Annotated in this window: 16 protein-coding genes; 1 reads left to right on the plus strand and 15 read right to left on the minus strand. The window is 61.1% G+C overall.

All coding sequences use genetic code 11. The features are described 5' to 3' along the window. Positions 1 to 185 precede the first annotated feature (185 nt). A complete protein-coding gene (locus tag E5A73_RS19740) occupies positions 186 to 1133 on the plus strand; it encodes a hypothetical protein (protein ID WP_135965574.1) in 948 nt (315 codons plus the stop codon). A gap of 300 nt (positions 1134 to 1433) precedes the next feature. Here the strand turns inward: E5A73_RS19740 and E5A73_RS19745 are convergent, their stop codons facing one another. The 15 genes from E5A73_RS19745 to E5A73_RS19810 form a co-directional block, all read right to left on the minus strand. Further along, positions 1434 to 1721, minus strand: coding sequence for a hypothetical protein (locus E5A73_RS19745; protein WP_135965575.1), 288 nt, complete (start codon positions 1719 to 1721; stop codon positions 1434 to 1436). Then, complete coding sequence (locus E5A73_RS21500) at positions 1718 to 2002, minus strand: hypothetical protein (protein ID WP_168356009.1); 285 nt, start codon at positions 2000 to 2002, stop codon at positions 1718 to 1720. Before E5A73_RS21500 ends, E5A73_RS19745 begins: the two co-directional genes overlap by 4 nt. Continuing rightward, positions 2002 to 2877, minus strand: coding sequence for a glutathione-dependent disulfide-bond oxidoreductase (gene yghU / locus E5A73_RS19750; protein ID WP_135965576.1), 876 nt, complete (start codon positions 2875 to 2877; stop codon positions 2002 to 2004). Before yghU ends, E5A73_RS21500 begins: the two co-directional genes overlap by 1 nt. Before the next feature lie 184 nt (positions 2878 to 3061). After that, the gene (locus E5A73_RS19755; RefSeq protein WP_168356010.1) at positions 3062 to 3805 is read right to left on the minus strand and encodes an SDR family NAD(P)-dependent oxidoreductase; all 744 of its coding nucleotides are present in this window, start codon (positions 3803 to 3805) and stop codon (positions 3062 to 3064) included. Between the two features lie 300 nt (positions 3806 to 4105). After that, positions 4106 to 5053 carry a DMT family transporter gene (locus tag E5A73_RS19760; RefSeq protein ID WP_168356011.1) on the minus strand — a complete coding sequence of 316 codons (948 nt, stop codon included), beginning with the start codon at positions 5051 to 5053 and terminating at the stop codon, positions 4106 to 4108. Positions 5054 to 5064: 11 nt separating this feature from the next. After that, positions 5065 to 6411 carry a glutathione-disulfide reductase gene (gene gorA, locus E5A73_RS19765; protein WP_135965579.1) on the minus strand — a complete coding sequence of 449 codons (1347 nt, stop codon included), beginning with the start codon at positions 6409 to 6411 and terminating at the stop codon, positions 5065 to 5067. Between the two features lie 91 nt (positions 6412 to 6502). Further along, positions 6503 to 7318 carry a crotonase/enoyl-CoA hydratase family protein gene (locus E5A73_RS19770; protein ID WP_135965580.1) on the minus strand — a complete coding sequence of 272 codons (816 nt, stop codon included), beginning with the start codon at positions 7316 to 7318 and terminating at the stop codon, positions 6503 to 6505. Between the two features lie 39 nt (positions 7319 to 7357). After that, positions 7358 to 8125, minus strand: coding sequence for a glutathione S-transferase C-terminal domain-containing protein (locus tag E5A73_RS19775; protein ID WP_168356012.1), 768 nt, complete (start codon positions 8123 to 8125; stop codon positions 7358 to 7360). Positions 8126 to 8154: 29 nt separating this feature from the next. Beyond that, complete coding sequence (locus tag E5A73_RS19780) at positions 8155 to 8838, minus strand: glutathione S-transferase family protein (RefSeq protein WP_135965582.1); 684 nt, start codon at positions 8836 to 8838, stop codon at positions 8155 to 8157. Between the two features lie 372 nt (positions 8839 to 9210). Next, positions 9211 to 10035: an IclR family transcriptional regulator gene (locus E5A73_RS19785; protein ID WP_135965583.1), complete on the minus strand. Its 825-nt coding sequence runs from the start codon at positions 10033 to 10035 to the stop codon at positions 9211 to 9213. Positions 10036 to 10151: 116 nt separating this feature from the next. Then, positions 10152 to 11246, minus strand: coding sequence for an alkene reductase (locus E5A73_RS19790; RefSeq protein ID WP_135965584.1), 1095 nt, complete (start codon positions 11244 to 11246; stop codon positions 10152 to 10154). 7 nt (positions 11247 to 11253) lie between these two features. Further along, positions 11254 to 12474 carry a CaiB/BaiF CoA transferase family protein gene (locus E5A73_RS19795; RefSeq protein ID WP_135965585.1) on the minus strand — a complete coding sequence of 407 codons (1221 nt, stop codon included), beginning with the start codon at positions 12472 to 12474 and terminating at the stop codon, positions 11254 to 11256. Positions 12475 to 12625: 151 nt separating this feature from the next. Further along, complete coding sequence (locus E5A73_RS19800) at positions 12626 to 14128, minus strand: aldehyde dehydrogenase (protein ID WP_135965586.1); 1503 nt, start codon at positions 14126 to 14128, stop codon at positions 12626 to 12628. Positions 14129 to 14166: 38 nt separating this feature from the next. Next, positions 14167 to 15021, minus strand: coding sequence for an SMP-30/gluconolactonase/LRE family protein (locus E5A73_RS19805; protein WP_135965587.1), 855 nt, complete (start codon positions 15019 to 15021; stop codon positions 14167 to 14169). Further along, positions 15014 to 16702 carry a flavin-containing monooxygenase gene (locus E5A73_RS19810; RefSeq protein WP_135965588.1) on the minus strand — a complete coding sequence of 563 codons (1689 nt, stop codon included), beginning with the start codon at positions 16700 to 16702 and terminating at the stop codon, positions 15014 to 15016. Before E5A73_RS19810 ends, E5A73_RS19805 begins: the two co-directional genes overlap by 8 nt. Positions 16703 to 16934: the final 232 nt, after the last annotated feature.

Raw genomic sequence — 16934 nt, forward strand, 5'->3', positions numbered from 1 at the left:
TCTGGGAGCTGAAGGGTGTCCGCACGCATTCGACCAGCGAGATCTTAACTAAGACCTTTTTCGCCATCGGTGAGGGGCACGCGGGATTGTAGGCGGGGGGTTGGCAGGGCCGGCGCACGTCGCTGCCTACAACCGGCAATGGCGGCCGAGTAGGATGGCGCCCGCAGATTGATGAGGAAGCTCGAATGATCGGGACAAAAACAAAGCACGGCGTAAACGAGGTGGCCGACCTTCGCGCGCGTCTGGCGCACAAGGATCGACTTCCCGCGGTGGTCCGGTCGAGTCCACGAATGGAGTGGAGGTTCGAGGCTTATCGACAGCTTCTGCAGCGGCTTGGACACGGCGATGGCATGGCTGAGGTGATGGAGGTCGCAAATCGTGATTTCACCGACGCTGCCAAGGCTAGCGGCGATCCCTCGGTCTACCTTGCAACGCGAGCGAAAGCGCAAGGGATCGTCGTTTATGAGCTAGACATGCAAAATCTGCCTAGCCGCGCGGCGACCCTCTACATTGTCGGCGCCTATCAACAGCTTGATGGTTTCTTACAGGACCTCGTGGCGGAGGTCGACAGCGTCTGCGGACGGCAGTCGCGTGGACGCAATTCCAAAGAAGGCTCGACGGATTGGGCGTTGGATGTACTGCCTGGGGGGCGTCTGAAGAACATTCGGCGAATCTGGCAGGAGCGCTATCTCGTTCTAGAATATTATCGCGGCGTCCGGAATGCGTTCATGCATCCGAGCAAGAGCGCGGCGTCGCTTGAAACAGCATATCGAAAGGCGGTTGAGAACCGACCGCTTTTCGAGGTCGACTTTGGTTTGGAAGCTCCTAATCCGGCCGACAGCCTGACGCTCGACGATTTTCTTCTTTTTACGCGCATGATCAAATACGCGGCGACCGACCTCTGCCGAATTGCGACACCAAGCAATGCAGACGTCGCAGCGCATGCCGATCGTCAGTTCCAGAGCCATCGCTCGTTTCACGGCCTGACTTGGGATACGATCAGAAAGCCGACCGCGGTCAAAAAAGTCGTGCGCTTCTACAAGCATTTTGATTTCGACATCGAGAGCCGTCCTGGTCTCGCCGAGGAGATCGTCGATGCAAAGTTCGCAAAGGTCGGCCGATTTGATTTGTAACCATACTCCGGTCGGGTAGATCGCCACAGGCAACCTTGGCAGCGTGTGCGTTTGGTTCGTGGGGAGCTCCCCTGGGAGCACTGGCGTAGCGGCGGTTTTTCACTGTCACCTGTCCAGATAGGAAAGGATGCAGCGCAGCCTATCCTTGTGAAACGATTTCCTAGTCGTGCTTCCGCTGTCAGTCGGCTTTTTGGTCCGCAAGTGCGGCTCGATGCGGCGCGCCCGTTCGATCAATTCCCTCGGCGGCGGCAATCAGCACAAGCCAACCGCAGGCGAGGGACGCAGTCCCTAGCGTGGTTATCAAGGGAAGCGCAGTTGGTCCGCCGAACTGCGCGATATAGATCGGCCCGCAATGTAGGCACTTCCAGCTAGGAAAAATAGCGGTGCGTGTCTCGCGCGGTGCGCGCCGATATTCATGAAGGTCGCGCATGCAAAGGTCCCCATCGCGTGCATGAACTGGATTTGCGCCGCTTGACGCAGCGCGAGTGCTCCAGTCGGTGCGGTGAGAAGCACCATGGCCGCTCCCAAAACGCTGAAGGCGGCAAGGCGCATCCATACAGAACGTCTCCAGATCAGCCGCAGCGTCATCGTGCAACTCGCGGTAGCCGCGTTAGACCTTGGCCGGAAGAGAAGCCTCTGATGGCCGCCTGGTAACGGAAGCGCGGCGATCGCTTCTCCTCGGCGCGGAAACGGCTCCAGATTTTTTGCGGGATGCTGCGCCGCCGTAGGTCCGCGATAGCAAGGAAGTTTGATACCGCGGAAGCAATCGAACCAACGTCGAAGCCTACGAAAATAGTCTGGTTCTCGAGATTGTTGACGGAGCCAGTGGCCGACCACGGGTCCATGGTCGGCGCGACACTGTTATCCATCAGGCTGCGGGCTTCTTGTCCTCGGTCCGCAGGTCGAAGTCGCTTGCATCGTGGCGTTCGTGAAGCTGCAGGGACGGCTCGCCATAGAACCGGTTGACGATCCGCCCGCGCTTCACCGCAGGGCGGTCCGCGATGGCCGCCACCCAGCGCTGGACATTCGTGTATTCGTGAAGCGCGAGGAATTCTGCCGCGTTCCCGTAAAGCTGGCCCTGGACAACATTTCCGTACCAGCACCAGGCCGCGATGTCGGCGATCGTATAATCTTCACCGGCGAGATAAGGCGTTTCCGCGAGCCGGCGGTCGAGAACGTCGTACTGGCGCTTGGCCTCCATCGCGAAGCGGTTGATTGGATATTCGAACTTCGTCGGCGCGTAAGCATAGAAGTGGCCGAAACCACCGCCGAGATAGGGTGCGCTGCCCATTTGCCAGAAGAGCCACGAGAAGGTCTCTGCGCGCTTGGCCGGATCGGTCGGCAGGAACGCGCCGAACTTCTCGGCCAGATAGGTCAGGATTGCGCCGGATTCGAAGACGCGGATCGGCGTGGCGCCCGACCGGTCGAGCAGTGCCGGAACCTTGGAATTTGGGTTGACCTCGACGAAGCCGGATCCAAACTGATCCCCCTTCTCGATCATGATCGGCCAGGCGTCATATTCGGCACCCTTGTGCCCCGCCGCGAGCAATTCCTCGAGAAAGATGGTCACTTTCTGGCCGTTGGGCGTCGCTAGCGAATAGACCTGAAAGGGATGCTCGCCCACCCGTAGCTCCTCGTCGTGGGTGGGACCAGCGACGGGGCGGTTGATGGACGCGAACTGCCCGCCATTGGGCTTGTCCCAGACCCAGACCTTGGGCGGGGTATATTCCTGCTGATCGGACATGATGCACTCCTTGTAATATCGTTCACGAAATAAGGCCGAGGGCGGCTTGCTCCCGTGCTCAGGCCACGCTCATGGCGCGAGCATTAGAGAAAGCTGCGCCCATTTCCCGGCTCCGTATCGTCCTGCCTGGCCGCGCAAGCTCTGCGCCGGCGTTCGAGTGAGGCGGCTATCCACGGGGCTGGGCCTAGACTTGGCCGATGCCACCATCGATCGCGAGACCCGTGCCTGTCATGTAGCTGCTCGCCGCTGACGCGAGGAAAAGGGCGGCCTGCGCCACTTCGTCGGGATCCCCGATCCTATGCATCGGAATGCGCGGGAGCAGGCTTTCCACGACCTCCTTGTTGTCGGCGGGCAGCGAGTCCTGGAGCAAGGGCGTCTCGATGCCGCCCGGCATCAGTGCATTGACCCGGATCTTGCGATCGCTGAGATCAAGCGACCAGTTGCGAGCAAGCGATCGCACCGCAGCCTTTGTCGCGCCATAGGGGCTGTAGCCCGGCGCTCCCATATCGGCCATGCAGGAGCTCATCAGAACGATCGATGCCCCTTCGCTCATCATTGGTAGTACGTTCTGGACGCCGAAAACGACGGCTTTGAGGTTGACCGCCAGGTGTCTGTCGTAAACCTCTTCCGTAATGCTTCCGAGCGGCGCGATCTTGATGAGGCCCGCACAGGCGAAATAGACGTCGATCTTGTCCCAGGCCTGGCGCGCAGCGTCGGTAATCTTGTCGAGTTCGGACATAATGGAAAGGTCCGCTTGAACCGTGATCCATCGACTGTCGGTGGCATCGGGCAAGTCTGGGCGCTCGATGGGCTGGCGATCCACGAGCAGCAAATTGGCGCCCTCCGCGAGAAAAAGCTTTGCGGTGGCGAGGCCAATCCCTCCCGCAGCGCCCGTAATGACCACGTTTCGACCGGCCAACCTTCCCATATTGTCTCTCCTGGTATCTTGATTTGTTCGATCAATTTTGATGTGGGGCGAGGGGCCACTGGCCATCGACCGAGCCGCGGGATTGTCAACTTGTGCCCCACGTCGAGAGGGATGCACAAGAAACCGGGTCAAAGATTATGCTTGTGATGGCGCCGCGCTTCGCATGATTGTGAGTGCCAACCTGGCAATTCAGGAAGTCCGAATGAGCCAAATCAGACCGGCAGGAACGGGGCCACAGGGCTGTGCCTGAAGCCGCATGTCGCCACCGGACGGAACTTAAGAAGGAAGACTTGCGACCTGTTAAGGCACGAATGAGGCCTCAGCTCGTCGCCGTGCCCTGCGATCGAACCAGGTCACCATCACGCCGCTCGCGGTGACGAGCGTAGCGCCCAGCAGGGTTTCTGCGCTCGGCATCGCGCCAAACACGGCCAGGCCTAACAAAGCGGCCCACACGATCTGCGAGTAATCGATCGGCGACAACAACGCGACTGGCGCATGCTGTAGCGAGGCGGTCATCATCACTTGCATCAACGCGCTCACCACGCCTCCGACAGCAAGAAGCACGAGCCCAGTGCGATCTGGCCAGTGGCCATAGCTTGGCATCGCTGCGGCCCCCACAAACAGCGAGCAGACAAGAAACCAGAAAGCGATGCTTCCCGCTGTCTCCTTCCTCCCCAGGCGCCGCAAGGTAACGGTTACAGCGCCCTGCAAGACGGCCGATGTCATCGCAATCGCCACTGACCCTGAAGATATATTCGCTGCCCCCGGTTTGCTCGCGATGGCGATGCCGGCAAAGCCTATCGCGACCGCAAGCCAATGGTGGAGTGCCACACGTTCGTGTAATATCAGCGCGGAAAGCAAGGTCGCGAAGATCGGCGCCGTGAAGCTAATGGTGACGGCAAGCGGTAGTGGGAGGAGAATGAAGCTCTCATAGGTAAAAAGTACCGCCAGAATGCCAAGTGCTGATCGACATAGGTGCGCGATCGGGCTTTTCGGAATCAGCGTAGCGATGCCCGATCGTCGCGCTGACCAAGCGAACACGAGTGGCAGCGCAAAGAGTGCGCGATAAAACAACATATCGACCGGGCCGCTGCCGCCATGTTGATTGGCGAGCTTGAAAAGCATCGCGTAAATGACATACGTGAGTGCGAAGCCGGCGCGAAGTAAGAGCCCATATCCGACGCTCACGGCGGGATCGACATTGCGATCGTGGCCGGCCTGTTTCATATCGCGCTCTTCGACGGTCACCTCCGCGGGTGTCACCGCATCAGCACCAATTCTTCTGCCATGCTGGGATGAAGGGCTACGGTATCGTCAAAGGCGTCCTTTGTGAGGCCTGCCTTCACAGCGACGGCTGCTGCCTGGAGGATTTCCGGAGCGTCGGGCCCGATCATATGAAGGCCAAGAACCCTGTGCGTTTCCGGGTGGCAGACCATTTTATAGAGGGCGCGCTCATTGCGGTCCGCGAGAACGTTGCGCATCGGGCGGAAATCCGAAGTGTAGATCTTGGCCCCTCCGAACTGTTCGCGTGCCTGTGCCTCGGTAAGACCGACCGCTGCAAGAGGCGGATGGCTGAAGACCGCGGACGGGATGCAGTCATAGTCCACCGAGCGCGGTTTGCCGCCGAATTCCGTGTCTGCGAACGCGTGCCCCTCGCGGATCGCGACGGGCGTGAGCTGAACGCGGTTGATGACGTCACCGACCGCGAAGATTGACGGGACCGCGGTGCGGAAGCGCTCATCTACAACGATCGCACCGACCGGGTCGAATTCGACCCCAAGGTCCTCCAGCCCCATACCGGCGCTGTTGGGCAGTCGGCCCGTTGCGAACAGGACGCAGTCGGTCGGTATCTCTTCGCCGTTCGCGATCGTGACGTTAAGCGACGCATCATCGGCCTTTTCGATGCGTTCAATCTGCGCCTCGAAGCGGATGTCGATGCCCTTCAAGGTCGAGATCTGGATCAAGCGATCTCTGATCTGCTCGTCATAACCCCGCAGCATCGTCGACGTTCGATTCAGGAGGGTCACTTTCGAGCCCAGCTTGTTGAAGATGCCAGCAAACTCGTTGGCGATGTAGCCACCGCCCGTGATGATGATCCGCTCCGGCAGGTGATCGATGTGAAAGACCTCGTTCGACGTGATTCCAAGATCCGTACCGGGGATGGGCGGGAGCGCCGGGCATGCGCCTGTCGCTATGAGGATTTTGGCGGCGGTAAGGACCGTCCCGTCCTCGAGGGTCACCTCATGTTCGCCGCTCAGCGTTGCTCTCTGGCCGTAGATGGTGACTCCGGCATTTCCGAGCGTCTGACGATAAAGGCCCTCGAGACGCATTACTTCGCTCAGGACGTTGTCCCGTAAGGTAATCCAGTCGAACTCCGGTGTCGGCACCCGCCACCCGAAGCGTCGAGCGTCACGGAGGTCCTCCGCGAAATGGGAGCCATAGACGAGAAGTTTCTTTGGGACGCAGCCTCGGATGACACATGTCCCGCCGAGAAGATGCTCCTCCGCGAGCGCCACACGCGCGCCATGACCAGCGGCGATGCGCGCGGCGCGCACTCCGCCGGAGCCGCCTCCGATGACGACAAGATCAAAATCAAACGTTGCCAAGCGAACTCACTCCTAAATTCAAACTGCGCCAGGTCTGTCGAAGCGGCGTGGAGCCCGATAGATCAGGCCGAATATCCTGTGCGGCGGGCGATCACGATCTGGAGGGAAGGTCTGCGAAGGCGGGCGCCCGTCCTTCGAAGTTGGCAGCGATCGCTTCGAGGTTCTCTGCCCTGCCGAGAAGTCCGAGCTGTTCCTCGGCCTCCTGTCGAAGGAGATCGGCTGTCCTTCCATCGGCCATCGCGTTCATCAGCCGCTTGGCGGCTCGCACCGCCTGAGGGCTCTGCTTCGTAATATCCTTCGCGACTGCGGTAGCTGCGCGAAGCGGGTCTTCGTCGAGTTGCGTGACCAGGCCGATAGCAAGCGCTTCTTCGGATGAGATGATGCGCCCGGTATAGACGAGCCGGCGGACAACATCGTCGCGCAGGAGCCCGCGCAGGAGAGCGATGCCTCCCATGTCCGGCACCAATCCCCACTTCAATTCCATGACCGATAGGCGGGCAGTCGGGGCCGCCACCCTCATGTCCGCGCCTAGCGCAATCTGCAGGCCGGCTCCGAAGACTGATCCATGAAGCGCAGCGATCACCGGCATAGGCAATGTCCGCCACGCCATGGCCGCGTGCTGAAAGATGTTTGAAGCGCCGTGTGATCGGGTAGCGAGCAGCTTTCGGTTTTCCTCCCGCGGGAGCGCCTGGAGGACGTCCAGGTCGATGCCGGCGCAAAAGGCCCGGCCTTCGCCGGACAGAACCACCGCGCGGACGTCGGCGCTCTCGGCCAAGGCCGACGCGACGCGGGCCAACGCCTCGAACATCTCCATGTCCAGAGCGTTCAGCTTCGCCGGCCGGGCGAGAGTGACCGTAGCAATTCCGCCCGCAACGTCTGTGCGAACCCGCTCACATCGAACGGTCATTTCCGACCTCGGGTTAATGTTCGCGGGTCCGGCGCCAAGTCAGAGTTCCATGGGATCGCGGAAGTGCTCCTTGAAGATCCGGTCCCTATGCTCCAGCAGGATCGGGTCGAGCGCTTCGAGCACGACTGGATCGCTCGCGGTGAAGGTGGGGCGGAAGTCGTCAGGCATTGGGCAGTGGGGGCTTGGAAGCGGGTCGAAGAAGTTACCAAACGCAGTCCAGTAAATATCGACGGCGCTCAACTGATCACCGACGAAATAGGGATTGCCTGCCGCATATTGCGCTTTGAGTTGGGTCGTCAGCGCACGCAGGGATTTGGCAACCCTCTCCCCGGCGTGGGCGACCTCTTCATCGGCATAGCCGTATTTGAGTCCCATCGTAGCGACCGGATTGGGCCCAGCTTCGTCGGCAAAGGCGGGCTGCACCATCTGAAGGCGCCTGTTCCAGGCGAGCCCCCCGCGACCGCAGATCTCGTTCGACAGGCCGATCGCCTGCGCGCGCAGCATGACGTCCGACGGAAGAAGGGCCGGAGACGGCTTGATGCGCTCGACGAGGAGCAGAATGTCGAGCCAGCTGTGAATCGGGCGCTCATCACGCCACGCGACGATCGGCGCGCTGTCGGCTGCGCCCCAGGCGCGGATCGGATCATTCGGCTCGAAGACCGTCCAGGGCGCGGCCACATAATCGAGACCCTTGATCTCGAAGAACGTCTTCGCGGCCTGGCCCCATGGGCTCGGCATCCCCTGAACGAGGACGATCCTGAGCCCGGGGTGATTAACGATCTCGTCAAAGCTACGGTATTCCAGCATTATTCTGCCCTCTCCACGGTGGCTGTACGTTAGCGCTGCAAGAGGCTCTTGGCGGCCTCGACATGCTTGTTGGTCGTGTCCAGGACGCCCGCCGGTTCCGGGACTTCGATTCCGCGAATGCAGGCGGGACGGACCGCCATTCGGGACTCCCATGCCATCAAATTGTCGAGGCCGGTGACGTCGACGCCCGCCCAATCGTAGAGACGAACCCAGCACCAGTGCGCGATATCGGCGATACTGTATTCGTCGCAGATAAATTCGCGGCCCTGCAACTGACGGTCGAGCACCTCGAAAAGGCGACGGCATTCACTCTGATAGCGTTGGATCGCGACCGGGATCTTCTCGGGCATATACCGGTAGAAAACGTTGGCCTGGCCCATCATCGGACCAACGCCGGACATCTGGAACATCAACCACTGGATGACGCGCGATTCCTCGTTGGCGTCTGTCGGGAGGAGTCTGCCGTACTTGCGAGCGAGATAGATGAGGATCGCGCCCGTTTCGAAGACCGCGAAGTCGCCGTTCGACCGGTCCACAATGGCGGGGATGCGGCCGTTGGGGCAAATCTTGAGATATGCCTCTTCCTTCTGCTCCTTGGCCGCGAGATCCATCGACTTCACGTCGTAGGGAACGCCGAGCTCCTCGAGCATAACGGAGGCCTTCCAGCCGTTCGGCGTCGAGGCGGTGTAGAGCAAGATATCGGGCTCGCTCATGGCGGCACTCCTTGGTTCGAGACGGCACGGCGAATGATCGCGTGTCGTCGTGTTTCATGTCGCCCGATCTACAGCACGCCGCCTGGTCACTCGGCACGCGGTTGAAGCGCTTCACTCGCGACGCTCACGTCGGGCTCGGAATGATGGCGTCGGAGGACTCGTCAGCGCTCCGTATCGGTTGGTTGATGTCGTCTCCGTTTCTTGGTCGGGATGCTCGGCGCAGACAACCGTGGTCGAGAAACATTAGATTCGTGATGCGCTTTCGAGTGCGCTGGAGTTGTTGGGGCGGCAACGAGCACGCCGGCATGAGCCAGCGGATGCTACAGTGTGCATGCGTCTACGCGGCCCGCGGTAACGCGGAGGTGGCCAGCCTTATCCTTGCTGGAAGCGCCTGCGGTCGCGCTCCAGCTTGTCCAGTTCGCCGCGCATTTGCTCGACGATAGCCTTCTCGGATCGCTCGAGAACTTCGAGGCGCCCGCCTATGCCGAAGACGAGCGGCCCTTGGCTGGCGGTAAGTGATGCGGGCAAGCGCATCGAGATTGTCCCCATGCCTTCGGTCACCATACCGCGGGAGAAGAAATAGCCCTGCTGTTCAGCTTCCCGGACCATCTTCAGAACCTCCTCGAACTTGATCTGGTCGACCAGCGGATCATCCTGAGCGCGCGTGATCGCCACGAGCTTTTTGATCTCGGTTTCAGTTCGACCGACGAGCAGGGAGATGCCGGCGGAGCTCCAGACGATATAGCGGCGCAGGGCCAACGAGAGGTGAAGTGCCTGATTGTGAGATTGGATGACGTGCAGGTAGCGCACGTAAATATCATTGCCTTGCGACAAGCTGACCAAGCCCGACGTCTCGTCGGCGACGCGTTCGAGCATCTGCAGCATCGAGCCGTCCCGGAACGGCCCGGTGTCGAGCCATGCCCCCAGCATCGCTACCCTTAGCGTCGGTTGGTAGGTGTGCGTCGTATAATCGAAATCGAGGTAGTTCAGCTTGACCAGGCTGGCCAGCAGCACAGAGGTGGACGACTGCGGCATCTCCAGCCGTTCGGCGATTTCGTTCGCCCTCGCGCCGCGGCGTATTTCTGCAAAGAACTCCAATACCCTCAGGGCGCGCGCGGCAGACTTGATTGCGCTCGGCACGCCCGAGCCTACATCCTTCGGGGTTAAAACCGACGACCAGAAATTTTGTTTGCTCATCGAAAAGACCCAGGGTTCGGTGGTGAGCCCGGGACGTTCATCAATCGATATTCAAGTCCGTAACGGTGCTGCATGGCGGTAACAATCTCACCTCGACGCGTAGGTATTGCAAGCGGCTAAGTGAGAGTGGGATAATCGGAATAGCCGGGGTCGGAGCCGCCGAGGAGCGTCTCAGGATCGAGCTTCGCCAGAGGCAGCCCGCGCTTGAATCGTTCGACCAGATCGGGGTTCGCGACGAACGAGCGCGCGAAGGAGATGAGGTCCGCTTTGCCGGTTTCGATGGAATGTCGTGCCAGCTCAGGGTCGTAACCATTGCTGCCGATATAGGTACCTTTGAAGAGGCTCCGAAGCCGGGAGTAATCGAACGGCGGCGTGTTGCGGTCTCCCATCGAGGTGCCTTCAACGACATGGAGATAAGCGATTTGCAGGTCGCTCAGCTTCGCGGCGATATATTCGAAGAGCTCCTGGGCATCGTCGGTTGAGCTGTCGTTGGTCGGATTGACGGGAGCGATCCGAATTCCCGTTCGCACTCTCCCGACTTCCGTTGCGACGGCCTCGGTCACCTCCAGCATCAGCCGTGAGCGATTGGCGATAGATCCGCCATAGGCGTCGGTTCGGGCGTTCATCCCCGTTTTGGCGAAGGCATCGAGGAGATAGCCGTTGGCACCGTGAAGCTCGACGCCGTCGAAGCCCGCCTCCAGCGCATGCGCGGCGGCTCGCCGGAAATCATCGACGATTCCGGGAATCTCGGTCAGCTCGAGAGCGCGGGGCTCGGCAGGGCGGACCATTTGCCCGCCGATCTTCATCTGCTGGTTGGGAGCGGGAATGGCCGACGGGGCGACGGGCGGCGGAAGGTCGTGCAACCGCGCGACATACGATATTCGACCGACGTGCCAGATCTGGATGAAGATGCGGCCGCCTTTTTGATGGACCGCGTCGGTGACGGCCTTCCAACCCTTGATCTGGTCGCGGGTGTAGATGCCCGGCGCGTCGGGATAGCCGCGTCCCTGTTCGCTGATGGGGCTCCCTTCGGTGATAATGAGCCCGGCACTCGCGCGCTGCGCGTAATACTCGACTGTGCTGGCGAGCGGAACGAACCCTGGCCCGGAGCGCCACCGCGTCATCGGGGCCATGATCACCCGGTTGGGCAGCACGATCTCCCCGAGTTGATACGGACTGAAGAGCGGATTGGAGGTTTCTGCATCGGTCATCGCACGCTCACAAGGTTTGCGTATCAGGGACTTTTGTATCGGATCCGCACAGAGCGTCGGAAATCTCACTTTCGGTCAATCCCGCCTCGACAAGGACCTCCCGGCTGTGTTGCCCGAGCATCGGCGCGTGGTACCGCAGTTCGAAAGGCGCGGCGCTGTAACTCGCAGGACGCCTGATCGAGTGATACTTTCCCGCGTGCGGATGTTCGACCGTTTCGAACAGCTTGACGGCCTTGACGTGCGGGTCATCGCCAATGTCGGCAAGATCGATCACAGGCATGCACGGTATGTTGGCCTCGTCGCAGAACGCGATCCACTCGTCGGTCGTATGGAGCGGAGCTGCTTCCGCAATGAGCCCGTAAAGGAACGGAAACCACGACGAGCGTTCGCTGAGCAGGAGAAAGCGGGTGTCCCCTACCAGGTCGTGACGCTCGATGAACGCGAAGAAATCCTGCCAGTTCTTGTCGGAATAGGGCATGATGCACGCGAAGCCGTCGGCGGTACGAAACGGCTTTCGCTCACGAACCTGGATGCGAGCATATCCGGGCTTGCCGAGAGGAGGTTCGAACGCCGCGCCGGCGAAGGTCTCCATGAGGTTGAATTCGATCGCGGTCTCGAACATCGGCACCTCGATCTCTTGCCCTTCGCCCGTCCTCTGCCGATCGAACAGGCCGGCGAGAATAGCATTGGATATCGCTAGTCCGGAGATCTTGTCGCAAATGACAGACGGCGCGTAGCTCGGAGCATCGGTGATCGGGATCGAGAGTGCGGCGAACCCGGATGCGGCCTGGATCAGGTCGTCATAAGCCGGCTTGGGCCCGTAAGGTCCATCGGCTCCAAACCCATAGGCGGCGCAGTAGATGATGTCCGGCTTGATCGCCCGACAGCGGTCGTAGCCGAAGCCAAGGCGCTTCATGACCGGTGCCCTGAGATTGTGGACGATCACGTCTGCGGTCTCGAGGAGCTTATCGAGAGCGCGCTTTCCAGCTGGGGACTTGAGGTCCAGCACGACGCTTCGCTTGTTGCGGTTGAGGTTCAAAAACGCCCCGGTAATCCCGGGCGCCCCGAACGGCGGGTGAAGGCGCGCGGTGTCCCCGCTGGGCGCCTCGATCTTGATGACGTCTGCCCCAAGGTCAGCCAGCATGTGGGTCGCATATGGCCCCATGATCACCGATGTGAGATCAAGTATGCGCACGCCGGTCAGGAGCCTGCTCTGGGGTGCCGACATTTCCTGTTTCTCCAGTGGATTGCCCGTCTCCGTGACCGCAGCGGCTTGAAGGCGAGTCGATGTGTTTGGGGCGGGACGAGGCCAGCCCACGACGAAATAACTTGGACTTCTGCCGCCGCGCGCCGCAGCGCGAGGGCCGGTTGGGATGAGCCTAGCCGGCGGATTCCAGCTGCTCGGGATAGCCCGACAGAATGATGGTTTTGGTCTCGAGATAATTGTGGAGGCCCTGCTGGCCGCCCTCGCGGCCGAGGCCCGACTGCTTGAACCCGCCATAGCCGATCCGAAGATCCGTCCTGGATCCGTGTTGGCCTACGGTTCCGGTGCGTACGCGCCTAGCGACTTGGTAGGCCTTTTCGGCGTCGTTGGTGAACACCGCGCCCCCGAGTCCGAAGGTGGAATCGTTGGCGATCGAAATGGCCTCGTCGAGATCCTCATAGGGTATCGCGCAAGCCACAGGCCCGAAAATCTCCTCCTGCGCGATCGTCGACGCATTATCGACGTTCGCAAAGAGCGTCGGCTCCACGAAATAGCCCGCGTTCAGATGCGCCGGTGTCCCGCCGCCCGCTGCGAGCTCTGCGCCTTCGGATTTGCCAACCTCGATATAATGATGGACCCGATCGAGTTGGCGCTTCATCGCAAGCGGCCCCATCTGCGTGGCGGGGTCGTAGGGGTCACCGACTGCGATCGCGTCCATCTTCGTGGCCAGGCTGGCGCAGAACCGGTCGTGGAGCTTCCTCGACACGAGGATCCTCGTGAGGTTCGAGCAGATCTGTCCGCTGAGGCGGGTCACAGTGCTGGCCAGCGTTTCCGCGGCCAGCTCGACGTCATAGTCGTCCAGAACAATGGCAGCCGACTTGCCACCGAGTTCCAGCGTCACCCGTGCCACGCGGTCCGCGGCAATGGCGCCGATCCGCTTCCCGGCTGCCGAACTGCCCGTGAAGCTGATCTTGTCGACGCCGGGGTGCGAAACCAATCGCTCTGATGCGCCGCGGTCGGCGGGAACGACGTTGAAAACGCCACGCGGCAGGCCAACCGCCTCGGCGGCCTCGGCCAGGATGTAGGCCTCTAGCGGGGTTTCCGGCGATGGCTTGAGAATGACCGTGCACCCGGCGAGTAGGGCCGGCGCCATCTTCACGATCGACATCTGAAATGGGCCGTTCCAAGGCACGATCGCGGCAACGACCCCGACAGGCTCGTGCGCGATCACCCCGACCTGCCCCGGGAACGTGGAGGGCACCTTTTCTTCCCAATGAAACGAGGCGCCCATATCCGCGTAGAATTCGAGCAGATCGACCGCCCCCTTGGTGGCTGCCTGAGCCATTCCGCGAGTGATACCGACTTGTTGGATCCAGCTGTCGGCCAGATCCTCGAGCCGTCCGATCAGATATGCGTGCATATCTCGAAGCAGAGCGGCCCGGTCGATTGGCCGCATGCGGGGCCAGGGGCCCTCGTCGAACGCCTTGCGCGCAGCGGCCACAGCTGCGTCGATGTCCGCTTCGACCCCCTCGGCCACGCTGATGATCTCGCGCTCATTGGTGGGGTTGATCAGTCGGAGGAGGCGATCGGTAGACGGAGCCTGCCAACCGCCATCGATGAAGAACCGTCCGGGATGTGCGATTTTCGGCGGTGCCGGCGAGTCAGATTGCAGTGACATTGAAACTCCTCTCGAGGTGGGGCGGGCGACCTTTTCAGTCAGCTCCGCGCCGGCTTCGCGCCGATAGGCACGCGCGTCGTCCAGACTGCCCCGTAGGTTTCCCCAGCGAACGCGTCTTCGACTGTGCCCGAATAGGCCATGCAATAGAGAGTATGACCGTCTGGCCCGCCAAGAGCGCAAGCAAGCGTGATCATGCCCGGGCATGCGATGCGGTGAGTGATCGTTCCGCCGTCCAAGACCCTCACAAATTCTCCGGTCGTGAAGCTTGCGGCCCAGATCCCGTCTTCGGCATCGACGGCAAGACCATCCGGGCTGATCGAGCCCAGGTCCGCGTAGATGCGTCGGTCGGACAGACTGCCGTCCGCCGCGCGGCGGTACGCCGTCAATCGGTTGGCGAAGGTCTCTGCGATCACGAACGTCCGCCCATCATCGATGAGCACCGACCCGTTGGGAAATATCAGGTCGTCCGCGACAACGCGTGCCGGCTGGCCCGGCTCGATGAGAGCCAGCTTTGCGGGGGCAATCGGCGCGCCGTTGAAAAAATCGTAGCCGAAGTTTCCGACATAGGCCCGGTCCGCCTCATCGACCATCATGTCGTTGAGATGGCCGGTCGCGATATCGGCGAGGTCGGCGTAAGGCTCAAGCTTGCCGTCGTTGATCCGGTGGACCGTTCGGTCCTCCATAGACGCCACTAGCACGGTGCCATCGCTGAGAAAGCCGAGACCCGAGGGCATGCCAGGTACTTCGGCAACAAGATCCCTCTTGCCGCTCGGGTCGATGCGGTAGACGGCTTTGCCGAAGATGTCGGAAATCCAAAGATGGCCATCGTGCCAGCGTGGACCTTCCGGTAGAATGAACCCGTCGGCAAAGGAAACCAGTTCGAGCTCAACCATGGCTGCCAGCCGCCACAACGTCCGCCGTGTCCAATTCGTCAGCCGGCGTCAGTACGAAGCCCTCGTAGCCGTTTGCCGCACATTCCTGCAGGCGAGCGTAATAAAGGACCTGCCCACCCGCGTAGAAGAGGATCTTCTTCTTCTTGCCGCTGATGTTCGTGCCCATGTACCAGGAATCCGCCCGCGGGAACAACGTGGCCGCGCCGTGGGCATCGGTCTCTGCGTCCCAAGCGATTTCGGATTCCGGTGTCGCCTCGATGCGCGCGATGTCGTTCTCTCGCAGATACACAAGGCAATCGGCGAGCCAGTCCCCGTTACGCTCCTGGCAGCTCGGGCCGCCGCAAATGACGTTCAGCGACTGAGGCCCATTCATGAAAAACAGGTTTGGGAAACCATGCGTCGCCACGCCCAGATAGGCGCTTGAGCCGTCGGCCCACTTTTCCTTGAGGGTCTGGTCGGCGGTACCGTGGAAATCGACCCGCGTGAGGTTGCCGGTGACCGCGTCGAAGCCGGTTGCAAGGATGATAACGTCGAAAGCTCGTTCCGTGCCATCCGAGTTGAGGATTCCGTTGCGCGTTATCCGCTCGATCGGGTTCGCGTGAATGTCGATCAGCTCGACATTGTCCTGATTGAATACCTCGTAGAAGTCCCGCTCGAGACAGGGACGCTTGGTCCCGAAGGGATATGGCGGCTCTGCGGGCGCGAGGATTTCAGCGACCTTCGGATTTTTAATGCGGGCCAGCGTCTTCTTGCGCCAGAAATCGTAATACCAGCGGTTTACCACCTCATCGGTCAGGACATCGTCCCATCCGCCCAGCCAGAAGCTGAAGCCGCCGCGGTCCCAAAGGCGCTCGAAGACGGCATTGCGCTCCTCTTCGGTCACCGCGTGGGCGGTGGGGCCGAATGGATCATATTCCGATCCGCCAAAACGGTTGCGGACAGCCGCGAAGTTCGCGGGGTAGCTCTTCTTTTCCTCGACGAGTTCGTCTTCGGAAAAATACTTCTGCTTGAGAGGCATGGCGATCGGCGGCGTGCGCTGAAAAACCGTCAGTTCGCGTGCGGTCTTCGCCACTTCCTGGATGACCTGGATACCGCTCGAGCCGGTGCCAACGACAGCAACGCGCTTGCCCGCCCAATCGAGCGATTCCTCCGGCCAGAGGGCGGTGTGTACGATTGGGCCATCGAACTCGCCCATCGTCTGCTTGATGGCGGGCGGGATATGGACGGCGGAGGACTGACCGATGCACATGCTGATGAACTTCGTGCTGACGATGGTCCCATCCTCAGCCTCGACGGTCCAGCGATTGGCGACGGCGTCGAAGTGAGCGCTCGCGACGCGCTTGTTGAACAGGATGTCCTTGCTCAGATCGAGCTTCGCGTCGACGTGCTTGAAATAGGAGCGGAGCTGATCGCCGCCCGGAAAGCGTTCCGTGAAGCTGAAGTCGCCCCAGAGATCCGGGTTCGAATATTGATAAAGGAACCCCTCGGAGTCGACCCGCGCTCCCGGATAGCGGTTCCAATGCCAGGCCCCTCCCAGATAGCTGCCGGCTTCGAAGATCTTGGCGTTGAAGCCCAGCCCGCGCAGCTTGTGAAGGTGATACAGACCGGCGAAGCCTGCGCCGACGATCAAGACGTCCAGGTCCAGGGCAGGCGTGGCGATCCGTTCTTCAATACCGCTCATCATTCTCTCCCGTCGACGCCGATTGCTTCAGGCGTCGCCATTGTTCGACAGTAGCGGGGTTAGGAGTCGGTGCAGCCGACCTCTCGCCTCCGCAATTGCACGCGTCCGCGCAGCGCAAAGAGCTGCATCGGCACCCGCTTGGATAACAGATATCTGGCTAACGGACGTGTCGCGCGACGTCCGGGGCCATCATGTCGTCGACGGCCTTCGGGCCATCGCTGTTGTGATAATT

Source organism: Sphingomonas gei, from assembly GCF_004792685.1.
In the GTDB taxonomy this organism is placed as follows: Bacteria; Pseudomonadota; Alphaproteobacteria; order Sphingomonadales; family Sphingomonadaceae; genus Sphingomonas; species Sphingomonas gei.

Bases quoted from the DNA above. Each gene is read 5' to 3' on its own strand.
- E5A73_RS19740 (WP_135965574.1), top strand. From the start codon at position 186: ATGATCGGGACAAAAACAAAGCACGGCGTAAACGAGGTGGCCGACCTT.
- E5A73_RS21500 (WP_168356009.1), bottom strand. From the start codon at position 2,002: ATGGATAACAGTGTCGCGCCGACCATGGACCCGTGGTCGGCCACTGGC.
- E5A73_RS19780 (WP_135965582.1), bottom strand. From the start codon at position 8,838: ATGAGCGAGCCCGATATCTTGCTCTACACCGCCTCGACGCCGAACGGC.
- E5A73_RS19755 (WP_168356010.1), bottom strand. From the start codon at position 3,805: ATGGGAAGGTTGGCCGGTCGAAACGTGGTCATTACGGGCGCTGCGGGA.
- E5A73_RS19745 (WP_135965575.1), bottom strand. From the start codon at position 1,721: ATGACGCTGCGGCTGATCTGGAGACGTTCTGTATGGATGCGCCTTGCC.
- E5A73_RS19790 (WP_135965584.1), bottom strand. From the start codon at position 11,246: ATGACCGATGCAGAAACCTCCAATCCGCTCTTCAGTCCGTATCAACTC.
- E5A73_RS19800 (WP_135965586.1), bottom strand. From the start codon at position 14,128: ATGTCACTGCAATCTGACTCGCCGGCACCGCCGAAAATCGCACATCCC.
- E5A73_RS19795 (WP_135965585.1), bottom strand. From the start codon at position 12,474: ATGTCGGCACCCCAGAGCAGGCTCCTGACCGGCGTGCGCATACTTGAT.
- E5A73_RS19775 (WP_168356012.1), bottom strand. From the start codon at position 8,125: ATGCTGGAATACCGTAGCTTTGACGAGATCGTTAATCACCCCGGGCTC.
- E5A73_RS19805 (WP_135965587.1), bottom strand. From the start codon at position 15,021: ATGGTTGAGCTCGAACTGGTTTCCTTTGCCGACGGGTTCATTCTACCG.
- E5A73_RS19810 (WP_135965588.1), bottom strand. From the start codon at position 16,702: ATGAGCGGTATTGAAGAACGGATCGCCACGCCTGCCCTGGACCTGGAC.
- yghU (WP_135965576.1), bottom strand. From the start codon at position 2,877: ATGTCCGATCAGCAGGAATATACCCCGCCCAAGGTCTGGGTCTGGGAC.
- E5A73_RS19785 (WP_135965583.1), bottom strand. From the start codon at position 10,035: ATGAGCAAACAAAATTTCTGGTCGTCGGTTTTAACCCCGAAGGATGTA.
- E5A73_RS19770 (WP_135965580.1), bottom strand. From the start codon at position 7,318: ATGACCGTTCGATGTGAGCGGGTTCGCACAGACGTTGCGGGCGGAATT.